Below are 15087 nucleotides of genomic sequence, written 5' to 3' on the forward strand. Positions count from 1 at the left end.
ACATCTCCTAACTAACTTTTTCACTTTGTTTCTTTTTAGCAACATCGACTGCAAAAAAAATACTTGTTATTTCAAGTCTCTCTTCTTTAGTTTTTAGTTCTAAAAGATTATTTAATAAATCAATCACTCGCTTTGCATATGGTGGAAAAACATCTTGTTTACCATTAACAACAAGTTTCAGATAACTACTTGATGCATGCATAATATCTGAAAAACTATTAATCGTATTTCCAGTTTCAGCAATTAATTCGTTTAGCTTTTTTGAGTCGTTAACTTTATATTTCATAACTTCCTCCTTTCAACATAATTAATATTACATCATAAGTTGCTATTAAGCAACACTTTTGTATAAAAATGCTATTATTTTTGTATATTTTAGCAACACTTTTGCTAAACTAAATCAAAAGGACGGTTGAAACTATGGCATTTGGAAACGATTTAAAGAATTTAAGAAAAGAAAAAGGCTTCACTCTTAGACAACTTGCTATGCAAGCTAATATTAATCCAGGATATTTATCTAGATTAGAAAACGGAAAACAAAATATTCCTAAACCAGAAACTCTTGAAAAATTAGCAAAAGGATTGAGAATTTCAAAAGAAGAAATGTTTAAATTAGCCGGTTTAGAAATATCATCAGATGATAAGTTAGATAAATATAAGCCAGAATGGGCAGATGAAAACGATGTTCTTCAATTGGATAAATTCTTAGAAACAAATGGTGAAATGACTTTTAAAGGTGTTGAACTAAACAAGGAACAACGAGAAAGAGTTACTGAAGTTTTAACACAAGTATTTTGGAATGAACTTAAAAAACAAAGGAAATCAGGTAAGGAGTCAAAATAAATGGAAAGAATGAATAAGATTGTTAAATATTTATCATCGACTTATAAAACTTCTGATCCATTTGCTTTGGCTGACATTTTAGGTATAGATATCCAGTGGTGGAATTTCATAGATGAACCTAAAGGAGATACAGTCAGTCCACTAGGTCACCCTGTTATCCTATTAAATGATTCTTTAATAGATTCAAATGAAAAATACTTTGTTTGTGCACATGAATTAGGACATGCCCTTGAACATGTTGAATTTGCTGGATATTATATTTCAAATAATAGAATTAAAAACAAGTATGAATATGAAGCAGATTCGTTTGCAGCTGAGCTTCTTATTGGTTTATATGAAGAAGATTTTAGATATCTACCAAATACATACGATGACTTGAGAAGAGCATATGGGTATCCTAGTCAAAGCTTATAATTAAATAGCCACACAATTTGTGTGGCTATTATTGTACAAACATGTATTAACAATTAGTTAACATTCTTTGCTAAAATTTAATTATCAAGTCCAAATACTGATGACTTTAAAAGCTGAATAGCATTTATAGGAGGGCTTATATGTTTAACTTTTTAGGGAAACTAACAATGATGACTATTAAAGTTTCGGCAGCAATTATTATGGCAACTGTAGCTGCAATTATTGGAGCTGCAACTTTTTTAGGCTATAAATTTATTTCCAATAAAAATAATAATGTACAAACCATTAATACTGACGGAAGAAAAGAAGTAATAGGAGAAGAAATTGACAAAGACAAAAAATAAAAAGAAATTTTATAAAAGATGGTGGTTCTGGCTAATTGTTGTAATCATTATATTTAGTTTATTTGGATCTCGTGGAAAAGATAAAAATGATAATTCATCTGATAAAACCACTACTGCTAAAAAAGCAAATTCTAAAAATGAAATTAGTAGAGAAAAATACGATAAGGTACAAATTGGACAAACAAAGCAAGAAGTCAAAAGTGAGCTTGGTAAACCATCATATTCTAGTACCACTACTGTTAATGGTATTGAATCGGGGCTTCAAACATGGAATAACGTTTCTAGCAGTTTTAAGGTAAGTACAGTGACCGTAACATTAACTAATGGAAAAGTTTCTGGAAAATCTTATACTAAGCCAATTGTAGGAAAAGTAAATCCTGTTAACCAGAAAAAACTAGATACAATTCAAAACGGTGCCTCTTATAAAGATGTAATAGATCAATTGGGAGATCCCGCAACAGAAAATCAATTAGATTTAGCTGGTCAAAACTCAATTACTATTGAATACCCTACTGATAAAAAAGGTGGAGCTGTTTCATTAACTTTTAATAATGATTCTTTAACTACAAAAACGGAATCACATTTTAATTAATAAAGGTTATGTAGAACTTTAATATCAACCCTACTCGGTAGCAAGGAACAGTTCGACTCTGTTCTTAGGGCTTTGTAACAATATACGTGCAAAAGTGATTCACGCTAAAAGCTATTTAAAGGGAGTTATATTATGGGAATGTTTTTATTAAGCACACTTCTGTTTGCCGCAACATTTATGGCAACAATTTATGTTATTTTTGAATTAATTCTAATTGTTAAATACCGAAAAAATAAGGAATTGCGTATTTTGCATGCTAAAAGAATGTTAATCGGCTTTATTATTATGGTTGTTGCAATCATTTTAGATATCATTCCTTACAATCACTATAATAAAATTTATGAAAATAAAGTAAAAACTGAAAATGCAATTAAGTTTAATCATCCACTTTCAAATGGAATGCAAGGAAAATGGACAAATGATAATGGCGATATGCTTACCATTAAAAACTCAAACGCAGAATTAATGATCGCCAATGGTAAAAAACAAGGAACATATAATTTTAAAGTAAAATCTAAAAATAACTACAAGTATGTATTAAAACCTGAAGGTAAAAAAATGGATAAGACATCTAAATACTCATTATTGTTCAATAATAAAAGCATTGCTGAATTTAAATATGGTAAACATAAAATCACTTTTAATAGTCAAGAAGTTGAAGTTACCAAAAATAATGTTAGAACTGTACCCAATGATAAGGATACAAATAAATCCGTTAACAAAAATGCAACCACATTAACATCACAGACAGATGCCCCACAAGCTAATACGGCACCACAAGCATCTCAATCAGATAACAATCAACAATCTTCTCAATCTCAAACAAACAATGACAACACCCAAAAATCAAGTAATTATGATGTTTATACTAATCCACAAATGTATTCAAATCGCGGATTTTAATTAATTGATCTACCCTACTCGGTAGCAAGGAACAGTTCGACTCTGTTCTAGGGATTTGTAACAAAATAAAAAGCAACATATTTTAGGATGCTGAGATAGGAAAAATGATAGATGGCAACGTAATGAAAATAAATCCAAGTGATCAAATAAGACATTCAGGTTAAAATTGATTTATGTTTGATTTATGTTTGATTTATGTTTGATTTATGTTTGATTTATGTTTGATTTACTGCTATATCAGTGTTTTTTATGTTTGACTTATGTTTGATAAAAAGGATGAATACATGTTAACAAAAAAAGATTTACCAACAGAAAATGTTCACGTTGAATATAAATTAGCTTCGAAAAATAAACTTCCAAAATCTATATGGGAAACTATATCGTCATTTTCAAATACAGATGGTGGAAAAATTTATTTAGGAATAGATGAAGATATTAAAACCAAAGAGTTAACAATAAATGGAATTACAGATTTCAATAAATTAAAAACAAATTTTTTAAATACGCAATCCGATAAAGACAAAATATCTAGGTCGGTTGTTCTTGAAAAAAATATAAATTTAATTTCAATAGATGGAAAAAATGTAATGACGATTTTTGTTCCAAAATTAAACGTTAAGTATAGACCTATTTATTTAAATGGTAATATTAAATTAACTTATATTAGAGAAAACGATAGTGATAGAAAAGTAAGTGAAGAACAATTAAAATATTTGCTTAGAGAATCGGATTCAGACATAGATTCAGTGTTACTTGATAACTTTAATATTTCTGATTTAAACTTAATTGATATACAAAGTTACCAAGCTCGATTAGTTGAATATACTGGAAATGAGGAATATCTTACCTCAGATTATCAAAGTTTCTTAGAAAAAATCGGATTAATTGCTACTGATAGAACTATAGAAAATGGAAAGAAAAAATTAAGAATTGCAGCGTTACTTCTTTTCGGAAAATATAACTCAATCGTTGAAAAATTTCCTAATTTCTTTTTAGATTTTATTGTTAGAAACAATAATCAAAACAAAAAAATAAATGATAGAATATACACTTCAAATGAACCACAGCATCCTCAAAACATATATTCGTTTTTTAGTATGGTCTCATTAAAGTTACAGGCGATTATAACTAATGAATTATCATTAGATAAATTTAAGCGTGTAGATAGCGGTGAAGAAATGTTTAATGTGGTTCGTGAAGGACTTGTAAATTCACTAGTACACGCAGACTATGGTTCAAAAGAACAAGTTAAAATATCATATTACGATGATTATATCGTTTTTCAAAATCCAGGAGATATGAGAGTTTCGACATCACAATTTATGATCGGTGGAGACTCAGAGGCAAGAAATCCATTTATTTTCAATGCTTTTGTTAGAGCAAAATTGGGAGAAAGAACAGGTAATGGTGGTTTACTAATTTATGATACATCTTATAGATATAAACTACGGACACCAGAAATAAAATCAGAATTCAATAGAACCGTACTAACATTTTGGAAAATACCATTAGAAGAAAGTGTATTGAATAATATTCCTAAAGAATATCAAGAAACTTATAAATTTATGTGTAAACATTTAATTGTAAAATTTTCTGATATAAAGAAACTTTATAAATCAGAATATCAAGGACATAAAATTTTAAATGGAATGGTTAAAGATGGCTATATAGAAAAAGATGGAGAACGTAAAGGAACTAGGTATTCTTTACCAAATGCCTCTCCAACCGTACAAATGATAATGAATAGAATGGCAAAAGATGTACAGGATTCATTAAAAAAAGGTAGATAATATATTATCTTAATTATTAAATAGGCACCTCCCCTACTCGGTAGCAAGAAACAGTTCGACTCTGTTTTAGGGATTTATAACAAAAACAAAAAAGGCACCCAAGAATGGGTGCCATGATTAGTATCTTAAATTGAAAGATATAATGATAATAGAAGTGTCACAGTAATAATACTAATCTATATAATAGTATATTATTCAGATAAATTAAGCAAAAAAAGTACCTAAATTAATTTAGGTACTTTTGATTAGTACTGTGTGATAGAGATTTGGAATATAACGAATGATATATACAAAATATAAGAAAGAATCAAACGATTACAACACTAATCAATTAGATATATTACATCTTAAATCATTATAGTTCAATGATAGTGATATCATAATCAATCAAATTTTTAAATAAATAAAAAAGCGTCCAAATATGGACGCTAAAGGTTAGTAGTTTTGAGGATAAATAGTCAAAATGGTCAAAAGATAAGTCATAATATGCCTTAATAATACTAACCTATATGATAATATCTTATATTATTAAATTTTTCAAATAAAAAGCGCCTGATAAACAGGCGCTTAGTTAGTGTTGCAAGGACATCACCACTGCTTGGTAGAAACAGAGAAAAAGGTATTATAGGTAACAATTATTTACTACTAGTAAGCACACAACACTAACTTACACGATGATATCTCATATTATTAATTTATTCAATAAAAAAGCACCTGATAAACAGGTGCTCAATTAGTGTTGCGAGGACATTATTAATGGTTAGTAAAGGTAAATAAATAATCAGGATAATAATCATTGAAAGAACACAACACTAATTCATGTAATGATATCTTATATTGAAAAATTTTTCAAACAAAAACGCCTGATAAACAGGCGTCCAATCAGTGTTGTGAGATATTACTATGCTTAGCTTAACGGAGATGAAAAGTATCAGGTAATAATTAGACAATATTGGAAGCACACAACACTAATCCACGTGATTCTATACCTAATTTAAATTTTATTCAATAAAAAAGACATCCAAAAGGATGTCTAATTGCCAGTATCAATTAATAACTACTTAATCAAAAGAGCACTGTGAGGAAATAACGCCATTTGCTAATAAACGAGAATTTCATATTTACAATATGATACTGACATGGCGTTAACAATACCATTTTACCATATCAGTCCCCTATTATTAAGTAGAAACGAATTATTCAGCAAAATAAAAAAGACCCCCACATCAATAAAGGTCTTTTCTAGAGAAATCCTATAAGGACTCCTCAAGTAAGCATAATATCACATTTTGTAATAAAATAAAATAAATACAAAGCTTATTGACGTCTATAATAGTTTAATTCTATTTAAAGCCATTTAAACATGTACGTGCAAACCTGATCCACGCTAAAAGCTGTAATAATAGGAGAATATAATATTATGAAAAAAACATTATTGAAAATTGCAACCATAAGTGCAATTTCTTTGACAGGAGTTTCAGCACTACCCCTCAGTTCAATTAATCCTATTGCAAATGCAAAAGTAAAAAAGACATTTTCTACAGAAGTGCAAGGTAAATGGACTAATAATAAAGACGATGTGTTTACCATCAAAAACTCAAACGCAAAATTAAAAATTGCCGACGGTAAAAAACATGGAACATATAAGTTTAAAGTAAAATCTAAGAATAAAGATAAGTATGTATTAAAAGCAGACGGCAAAAAAATAGATAAGACATCTAAATACTCATTATCGTTCAATGATAAAAACATTGCTGAGTTTAAATATGGTAAATATAAAATCACTTTTAACAGTCAAGAAGTTGAAGTTACTAAAAATGTTCAAGTTGTAACAGATGATAAAGATACAAATAAATCTGATGACGTAAATAAAACCACAACAAATTCACAAACAGATGATCAACAAGCTAATGCTTCTTCAACACAAGCATCTCAACCAAACAGTGGAAATAATCAGCAAACAGCTCCTCAAACAGATAACAGCCAACAACCATCTCAAACTCAAACAAATAATGACAACAACCAACAATTGAGTAAGTATGATGTATACACTAATCCACAAATGTATTCAAATCGTGGATTTTAATTAATTGATTTACCCTACTCGGTAGCAAGGAACAGTTCGACTCTGTTCTTAGGGTTTATAAGCCTAAATGGCTTTTTATTTTAAATATTAAAGAACATACGTTCATAATTTTGAAAGGCGGTAACAATAATGAATAATATTCCCGATTTTTGTATGCAAGTAGTCCCAGAAGATGCAGTTATTGCAGATGACGTTCCCTACTTTTATTTAAATGGAGATAAAAGTATTAGAGTTATAGGAAAACCTATTTCTAAAAAGGATCAAGAAACAATGTATAAAGTACTAAAGAACCTCAGAAAAAAGCGTGAGGCTATGGATAAAAATGGCAAGGCTTAAATATTCTAAACGTCATGCATCAGTATTTTCTTATAAAACAAAAAAATCAACCAAATTTGGATATAGAATTACCTACTATGACTCGTTCCACAAGCGACGTGAATCACAAAAACGTGGCTTTGATACAGAAATGAATGCTTACCGTGCATCTTTAAATGATCAAACTTATATTGCTGAAAATAATTCTGATTTAGTTAAAAATAAAAATTTAACTATTAAGCAATTTTCTGAAGCATTTAACAAAAGTAGAAAAAATACTTTAAAAGAATCCAGTTTTGCTCAGTCTGAAAAAATATTAAAACTCCACATCTACCCCACTATTGGAAATATTAAATTAAATGATCTTACACGGGTTCTTTATATAGATAGGGTAATTAATCCATTAGTAGAAAAAAACTTCACTAAGGCAACAATACGCGGTGTTAATCTTGCATTTTCAGTAATCATGAATGCTGCTATTGAAGATGGTTTTTTAGATAGGAATCCAATTAAAAGAATTAAAATTCCTGATACTAAAATTATTAAAAAAAGAATCATGTCAAAGTCTGAGCTTAAACAATTCAATCAACAGTTAGAAAAAGAATCGTTACTATTACAATTGATATATTACACATTAGAGCAAACTGGTATACGACGTGGCGAACTTTGTGCAATCACATGGGGTGATATTGATTTTGATAATAAAAAAATATCAATTAACAAAACACGTGACAAATACGGAATAAGAAGCCCAAAAACTATCAATAGTTATAGAACAGTTTATATTTCTGAAAATCTTACCAATTTGTTCAAAAAATATAAGATTGAAATGGGAAAACGTCTTTCACATGAAAGAATTAAGTTAAATGATGATACACTTGTGTTGTATAGTAGAAATAACAATCCAATTCATGCTGAAATGGTTTCAACGTCATTACGTGTTATTTTGAAACGAGCAGGATTAGATTATTTAATTGGTCATTTTACCGCTCACTACTTTAGACATATGTATGCTAGTTTTTTATTGAATTCTGGCGTCCCTGTCACAGAGGTTTCAAAATCACTTGGACATGCTTCGCCTGATATAACATTAAAAATATATTCAGAAGCAAATCCAGACGAAAATATCAATTTAGCTGAAAAATTTAACGATTTATGGTAACTTTTATGGGACTTTGTTTTTTCAAGTCTTATGAATGCCTTGATATAGGAGATAAGGAAGAAATGCAAACAAGTTACGTAGAACCATTAGTAAATTGTTTTCGTGATGTTCCGGCAGCCACGAAACAAACCAAAGTGCGTGTTGCACTTGCAAATAATACAATGACACCTAGTCGTGGCTTAATCGCCGCATCAGTAAGATATACACATGAACATCAAGTTAGTTTGGATGTTTTTGTAAATGCTAACCCAGATACCAGCGTCTTTAACGATTCTGAAATTAAATTGATGGAAGATGACTTGTTTCAATGCCAAGAACTTGGTGCTGATGGAGTTGTGATTGGAGCAACTACTGCTGACCATCAAATCGATTCTGAAGCAATGGAAACTTTAATCGGTGCATCTGACGGAATGGAAATGTTTTTCTCACCGGCTTTTGATAATATTGCTAAAGCTGATTGGGATAAAAACATTGCTTGGTTAGTTGACCATGATTTTTCTGGTATCATCACTAGCAAGAACTTAACTGAATTAAATGAACGACTTGTAAAAGAAGCTTCACTTCGTTTAATTCCATTAACCAATGGTAATGATGAATTAGTAAAAGTCGAAGAAAACTTAAAACCATTTATCGTAATTAACCATAAATAAAAAATGAGTAATTAGATTAATTTCTAATTACTCATTTTTTGATTAAATCATTAAAATAGTTAGGAATTGGAGCGGTAACCTTAATGGTCATGTCATCCAAAGCATCCCAAAATGCTAATTCATAACTGTGTAAAGCTTGATGATCCAGTTCATCAGTTTCTTGTCCGTACAACCAGTCACCAATTAATGGATAACCAATCGTTGAAAAATGAACCCGAATTTGATGGGTCCGTCCCGTATGCAATCTAATTTTGACTAAAGAAAAGTTTGCGCTTGTTTTGTATTTCCAAAATTCAGTATCACAGTACTTTCCACCATCAATGACCATCCGTTCCAAAAATGAATCTGGTTTCCGTCCAATAGGCAAAATAATACTAGCATGTTGATACGGAATTCGACCCACTAATCCCGCAATGTAACTCTTTTTAATTCGATGATTTTTAAATTCTTTATCCAAAATGGCATGGGCTAAGGCGTTCTTTGCAAAAATGACTGGTCCACTAGTTCCCCGATCCAAGCGATTAACCACATGAATGGTTTTACTAGGATAATCTTGCTTGATGTAATAGCCTAACACTCGATTAACCATCGTATCATTGGGATAAATATGAGATGGGACAGTCGCTACATTAACTGGTTTATTAATGATCAAATAATTATCATTTTCAAACAAAATATCAATTGGTAAATGGGAAACGTTTAAAACTTCATTTTGTTCTTCAGGAGGTAACATAATTTCAACTTGGTCACCTTTTTCCAACATATGATTAGTATAAACATCCTCTCCATTGACTAATGTCCGACCCCCATGAAACTTAATCCGCTTTAGTAAGGTTCTGGTGACCCCTTTATTCAATAAAAAAGTGCGTAGCTTTAACCGACTTTCATTTTCATTGACCCAGTTAAAATTAATCATTTAAGTTATCACCAATAAATGAATTGTTAACTCGTTCCCAGAAATGGGTATGGCGGTATTTAGCAAAATAAATTCGTCGCTTAGAAATCTTATACGTAATTGATTTAATTGGTCGATCCATTACTAATAATTGATCACAAGTTAAAACATTGTGTAATGAAACTTGTGGCACAACTGTCATTGATTCAGTAGGTGGAATAATAATTGGTGATCCAATGGTTCTGAACACCCGATTATTAATTGAGGCCATTTCAGCAATTTGAACAGCATTAAATTTTGGTGAGATAATCGCACCACCAACTGATTTGTTATAGGCAGTTGATCCAGTTGGTGTGGAAATACATAATCCATCACCACGGAAGTTTTCAAATAACTTATCTTTGATATAAACCTTGGCTACCATAGTGCCAAACAATTTTTTGATGGTTGATTCATTTAAAGCCACCATATAGTCTGGTTGGCCAGCATCAGAATAATTAACTTCAATATCTAACAATGGATAACTAACACTTTGTCCATTATCATGCTCAAGACTTTCAACTAATTGTTGGACTTCGTTATCCCGCCAATCGGTGTAGAAACCCAAGTGACCAGTATGAATTCCGACAAAGCGAACTTTTTCAGTTAAATCATCATAATGATGGAATGCTGACAGTAATGTTCCATCTCCTCCAACTGAGATAACTACTTCTGGATTTAATTCATCTAACTCTAATACTTTAGATTCATTAACGAGTTTTGAAAGTTCTGCGGCTACTTTACTTGAAGTTGGATTATCATTTCCATAAATTGCAATTCTCATCTGCTATTCACCTTCTTGATTTTGTTTCTTCTTTGCGTCTTCAATTAATTCCTGTCTAATTTCTGACATATCTTCATCTAGTTTAAAAGCGGTTTCTGAAGCTTCTTGTAATCGTTTATGTACATTTTCAGGGAATGTATCTGGATGTTTATAACTTAATGAATGTTCCAAAGTTGCCCAAAAATTCATCGCCAATGTTCTAATTTGAATTTCTACCAAAATATTGTGTTGCCCATCCAATAATTCTAATGGGTATCTGAAAACAATATGGTATGAACGATAACCACTCTTTTTCTCATTATTAACGTAGTCACGTTCTTCTAAAATATCAATATCATTCCGTTTCCGCAAAATATCAACAACCGTATAGATATCATCTAAAAAAGGACACATGATTCGTAATCCGCAAATATCTTCCATATCCTCGGTTAAACGATCTGGTTCAATGTTACGTCGAACCATTTTTTCTTTAATACTATCAACTGCCTTAATTCGACTTGTAACAAACTCAATTGGTGAGTGTTCATCCATTAATTGAAACTCTTCCCGAATTCCACGTAATTTAACTTTCCATTCCTTTGCGGCTTGATTATAAGGAAATAACAGTAAATTCCAATCTTTAATCATAAAACCACCTCATCTCGCCTAATATTATAGGTTAATCATATCACATTTAATAATACGTTATTTATGAAAAAATCAGTCAAAATCTTTGAAATTTGCTGAAAATTTGGTAATGTATATTATACATGAAAAGTATATGAGTAATTAATGATAGGAGTGAAATTGATGATTGAAGTTTATTTATTCGTCGATCCAGCATGTACCAAATGTTTAGCCGCTGAAAAAGAAGTAAATAGAATCACTGACGAATTAAACTGTAAGGTTTGTCTTAGATATATTCCATTCAACAGCCTCAGTTCCATTAACGAAGCCAAACAACATCATCTTAATCCCTATCAAATGACTATCGATTATAAAGCAGCTTTATATCAAGGTTGTAAAAAAGGCCGTCGTTTCCTTCAATTAATCCAGGAATTAACATTGGTTGAGCATCAAGCTTATTCTGACGATTTAGTGTATAAGGCCGCGCTTGCTGTTAAATTAGACCTATCAATGTTCAAAGAAGATCGTTTATCTCCTATTTTAAAGGAAACCATTCAATCTGACCGAGAACTAGTTCAAGAAATGGGAATCAATGATCATGGCAACTTAGTCATGTTTGATTGTCAATCTAATGGTCATGGATTATTAGTAGAAAAAGTGGATTACTCACAACTAACTAAAATTTTTAATCATATTATAAAACGCAAATCACTTGAAAAATTCAAAGCAACTCCTAACTTACGAGTGCTATAAAAAATAGACTACCTTAATTAAGGTAGTCTATTTTTTTAGATTAATGCTTCCAATTCGTCCATGCGTTGACTGAACTTAGCAAAAGCATCTTCAAGATATTTGCTATTCGTCATATCAACTCCAGCACGTTTCATAATATTAATTGGTGTATCCGAACTTCCTGACTTCAAGTAATTTAGATATGCATCAATTGATGACTGATTACCAGAACTGATTTTTTCAGCCAAGGTAGTCGCTGCTCCAAATCCTGTGGCATATTGATAAACATAAAAATCATAGTAAAAATGCGGAATTCGTGACCATTCAATGGCAATTTCTGGATCTGAAATGATTTCATTTCCATAATAACGTTCATTAATTTCTTTGTATTTTTTACTCATCACATCCGCAGTTAAGGATTTTCCAGCTTGGCCTTGTTCGTGAATCCAATTTTCAAATTCTGCAAATTGAGTTTGTCGGAAGATAGTGCCTTTAAAGCCCTCTAAATATTGACTAAGAATATATTTCTTCATTTCCTTATCATCAGTATTGGCCAATAAGTAATCCGTCAAAATATTTTCATTAGTGGTTGAGGCAATTTCAGCTACAAAAATTGAATAATCTCCGTATTGGTATGGTTGGTTATGGCTTGAATAGTAGCTATGCATACTATGACCGGTTTCATGAATCAAAGTATATAAGTTATCCATGTTATCTTGCCAATTTAACAAAATATAAGGATTAGTATCATAAACACCTGATGAATATGCTCCGGTACGTTTACCCTTATTTTCCACAACATCAACCCAACGATTATCAAGTTCTTCTTGCACGTGGTTGATATAATCAGGTCCCATCACTTGAAGAGCATCCAACATAATTTTCTTAGAAGCATCAAACGTATATTTAACGTCTGGTTCTTTAGCCAATGGTACGTACATATCATACATATGCATTTCGTCTAACTGCAAAACTTTTTTACGTAAAGCAACATAACGATGTAATAAATCTAAATTATCATTAACCGTTTTAACTAAAGTATCAAAAACACTCACCGGAATTTCATTTTCATGCATCGCTTGTTCACGGGCACTCGCAAAATGATGCACTTGTGCTTGATAATTATTCACAGCAACTTCAGAAGACAATGTCGCAGCTAAAGTATGTTTGAATTGTTCAAAGACCGTATAGAATTTTTGGAAGGCTTCTCGCCGAGTTTCCTGATTAGTTGATTGAAGCAATAAACTGTAAATCCCATTTGATAAACGAACCGTTTTGCCCTCATCATCTTTAACTTCTGGGAAAACAAAATCTGCACTATCCATCATACTGAAAATTTTTTCGGGAGCATTGAAAATATTTGAAGCTCCAGAAAGTAATTTTTCGGCTTCAATACTTAAAACATGTCCTTCATCTTTCAAAATCATCGCAAATAAACGATTGTATTCCTCAAGTTGATTTTGTTCAGCAACATATTCAGCAATCTTAGCTTTACCTAAATTAATAATTTCTGGATCAAACCAGGCGGTTGCTTCGCTTAATTTCGTTCCTAACGCTTCAACTTGTTCCATGCGCTCTTGGGCTTCATTATTTGAAGTATCGACGTCGTTATTCAAATGTGAATAAACATATATTTTTTCGTAACGGCGATTCAAATTCAAAACCGCTTCTACAACCTTTAGTAAATCATCCGCACTATTAGCTAAAGTCCCTGATAGCTTACCAATTTGTTGCACAGACTTTTTTACCGATTCTAATTCAACATTAAATGCTGTATTATCTTTAAAAATTGATGTCAAATCCCACGTCAAGTTTTCGGGAACTTGATCACGAGTTGGAATACTTTTAACAGTCATAATCGCTCCTCTTTTCTAATTGTTTAATTGCATCAATTTTATCATATGTATCCCGATACCATTTAAAACTTTTGACTAACTTAACTTTTGAACAATTTAATTCAAGATATCCCAACTCCATCAGTAATTTTACAAATCTCATTGTTGGATTAATTTTTGCAACAAACAAATAATCATCAAGTTCAATTAGATCAACTAATTCATTTAAATTACATTGCTGTTTGGTTTCTAAATATAAGATTATTTTGATTTTCCACTCTAACCAATTTCGATTTAATACTGGTGACTGTCTTTCTTGGTAGTGCACAATTAACGGACATCCAGTAATCAAGTGATGCTGTTCATAACACAATGACTGTAGTTTAAGCATTTGTGCATCTTGCCATCTGATTTTAGTTTCAATTAATTCGGTTATTTTAATTAAGTTGGTTATTGAAGAGTTACCTTGCTGTTCAAAGTTAATAAAACTAAGTAATGCTTGATATGACTTAAAACTTTGTTGATCGTAACTAATTTGATGATTAATTTGAACAATCCGATATTTTAAATAATAAATTTCATTTTTTGCATCTAAAAATAATAAATAATAACCTAGCGTTTGCCGGTAGCGAATAAATCTTAAGACGGAATAAGAATGCAAATTTTTCTTAAAATAATCCATTCCTAGAATCCAAATTGATTTTATTTGTTTCGACTGGTAACCCCTCACGCGTTCTTTCAATCTTAAGTTAGTAATGGGACTGCATTGATATTCAATTGCTAAATGATCATTCAACAAATCTGGGCGTTGTTTTAAATCTGTCAAATATACTTCTAATTTAAGCTGTGAGTAAATGAGGCATAAATCATTAAATAATTTTTGTTTACCTAAAAGATGTAATTGAGACTCACTTTCACTACCAATACAGTCTGAATGAGCATGGTGAGCAAAGTGAGAAGCCATTTTGTTACCCTGCTTTAAAATAACTAATTCATGACAAATTGGACATTGATATCGATGTTGACGGACTGCATCTTCTGCATTAATCGTTTTATTATTATCAAGCGCAATTAACATTTTTTCACCCTATCAAAGG

At 30.9% G+C, this 15087-nt stretch carries 17 protein-coding genes; 11 read left to right on the top strand and 6 right to left on the bottom strand.

What is annotated here, in order from left to right; translation table 11 throughout:
* Positions 1-7: 7 nt before the first annotated feature.
* On the bottom strand, positions 8-286 hold the full coding sequence (locus ACQW5G_RS01345) for a hypothetical protein (RefSeq protein WP_429971316.1): 279 nt from the start codon (positions 284-286) through the stop codon (positions 8-10).
* A 134-nt stretch (positions 287-420) separates the two neighbouring features.
* Between ACQW5G_RS01345 and ACQW5G_RS01350 the strand changes: the two genes are divergently transcribed.
* The 10 genes from ACQW5G_RS01350 to ACQW5G_RS01395 all read left to right on the top strand — a co-directional run bounded on the left by ACQW5G_RS01350 (position 421) and on the right by ACQW5G_RS01395 (position 9099).
* Positions 421-843: a helix-turn-helix domain-containing protein gene (locus ACQW5G_RS01350; RefSeq protein WP_429971317.1), complete on the top strand. Its 423-nt coding sequence runs from the start codon at positions 421-423 to the stop codon at positions 841-843.
* Complete coding sequence (locus ACQW5G_RS01355) at positions 844-1257, top strand: ImmA/IrrE family metallo-endopeptidase (protein WP_429971318.1); 414 nt, start codon at positions 844-846, stop codon at positions 1255-1257. It abuts the gene before it with no gap.
* A gap of 140 nt (positions 1258-1397) precedes the next feature.
* On the top strand, positions 1398-1601 hold the full coding sequence (locus tag ACQW5G_RS01360) for a hypothetical protein (RefSeq protein ID WP_429971319.1): 204 nt from the start codon (positions 1398-1400) through the stop codon (positions 1599-1601).
* The gene (locus ACQW5G_RS01365; protein WP_429971320.1) at positions 1582-2193 is read left to right on the top strand and encodes a DUF3862 domain-containing protein; all 612 of its coding nucleotides are present in this window, start codon (positions 1582-1584) and stop codon (positions 2191-2193) included. Before ACQW5G_RS01360 ends, ACQW5G_RS01365 begins: the two co-directional genes overlap by 20 nt.
* A gap of 132 nt (positions 2194-2325) precedes the next feature.
* On the top strand, positions 2326-3096 hold the full coding sequence (locus ACQW5G_RS01370; protein ID WP_429971321.1) for a hypothetical protein: 771 nt from the start codon (positions 2326-2328) through the stop codon (positions 3094-3096).
* Between the two features lie 284 nt (positions 3097-3380).
* Positions 3381-4886 (top strand): RNA-binding domain-containing protein, encoded by a 1506-nt coding sequence (locus tag ACQW5G_RS01375; protein WP_429971322.1) that lies wholly within the window; start codon positions 3381-3383, stop codon positions 4884-4886.
* Between the two features lie 1420 nt (positions 4887-6306).
* Complete coding sequence (locus ACQW5G_RS01380; RefSeq protein WP_429971323.1) at positions 6307-6972, top strand: hypothetical protein; 666 nt, start codon at positions 6307-6309, stop codon at positions 6970-6972.
* Positions 6973-7101: 129 nt separating this feature from the next.
* Positions 7102-7308: a hypothetical protein gene (locus ACQW5G_RS01385; RefSeq protein WP_429971324.1), complete on the top strand. Its 207-nt coding sequence runs from the start codon at positions 7102-7104 to the stop codon at positions 7306-7308.
* Positions 7295-8449 carry a tyrosine-type recombinase/integrase gene (locus ACQW5G_RS01390; protein WP_429971325.1) on the top strand — a complete coding sequence of 385 codons (1155 nt, stop codon included), beginning with the start codon at positions 7295-7297 and terminating at the stop codon, positions 8447-8449. The genes ACQW5G_RS01385 and ACQW5G_RS01390 overlap by 14 nt, the downstream gene beginning before the upstream one ends.
* Before the next feature lie 62 nt (positions 8450-8511).
* A complete protein-coding gene (locus ACQW5G_RS01395) occupies positions 8512-9099 on the top strand; it encodes a copper homeostasis protein CutC (protein WP_429971326.1) in 588 nt (195 codons plus the stop codon).
* Between the two features lie 31 nt (positions 9100-9130).
* On the opposite strand, the gene ACQW5G_RS01400 is transcribed toward ACQW5G_RS01395, so the two are convergent.
* The 3 genes from ACQW5G_RS01400 to ACQW5G_RS01410 are packed head-to-tail and all read right to left on the bottom strand — an operon-like array spanning position 9131 to position 11444.
* The gene (locus ACQW5G_RS01400; protein WP_429971327.1) at positions 9131-10015 is read right to left on the bottom strand and encodes an RluA family pseudouridine synthase; all 885 of its coding nucleotides are present in this window, start codon (positions 10013-10015) and stop codon (positions 9131-9133) included.
* Complete coding sequence (locus ACQW5G_RS01405; RefSeq protein ID WP_429971328.1) at positions 10008-10817, bottom strand: NAD kinase; 810 nt, start codon at positions 10815-10817, stop codon at positions 10008-10010. Before ACQW5G_RS01405 ends, ACQW5G_RS01400 begins: the two co-directional genes overlap by 8 nt.
* Positions 10818-10820: 3 nt before the next feature.
* Positions 10821-11444 (bottom strand): GTP pyrophosphokinase, encoded by a 624-nt coding sequence (locus ACQW5G_RS01410; protein ID WP_429971329.1) that lies wholly within the window; start codon positions 11442-11444, stop codon positions 10821-10823.
* Between the two features lie 162 nt (positions 11445-11606).
* Between ACQW5G_RS01410 and ACQW5G_RS01415 the strand changes: the two genes are divergently transcribed.
* On the top strand, positions 11607-12176 hold the full coding sequence (locus ACQW5G_RS01415; protein WP_429971330.1) for a DsbA family protein: 570 nt from the start codon (positions 11607-11609) through the stop codon (positions 12174-12176).
* A gap of 35 nt (positions 12177-12211) precedes the next feature.
* Here the strand turns inward: ACQW5G_RS01415 and pepF are convergent, their stop codons facing one another.
* Positions 12212-14011, bottom strand: coding sequence for an oligoendopeptidase F (pepF, locus tag ACQW5G_RS01420; RefSeq protein ID WP_429971331.1), 1800 nt, complete (start codon positions 14009-14011; stop codon positions 12212-12214).
* Positions 14001-15068: a competence protein CoiA gene (locus ACQW5G_RS01425; protein ID WP_429971332.1), complete on the bottom strand. Its 1068-nt coding sequence runs from the start codon at positions 15066-15068 to the stop codon at positions 14001-14003. The genes pepF and ACQW5G_RS01425 overlap by 11 nt, the downstream gene beginning before the upstream one ends.
* Positions 15069-15087 lie beyond the last annotated feature (19 nt).

This window comes from Fructilactobacillus sp. Tb1 (assembly GCF_050500285.1).
In the GTDB taxonomy this organism is placed as follows: Bacteria; Bacillota; Bacilli; order Lactobacillales; family Lactobacillaceae; genus Fructilactobacillus.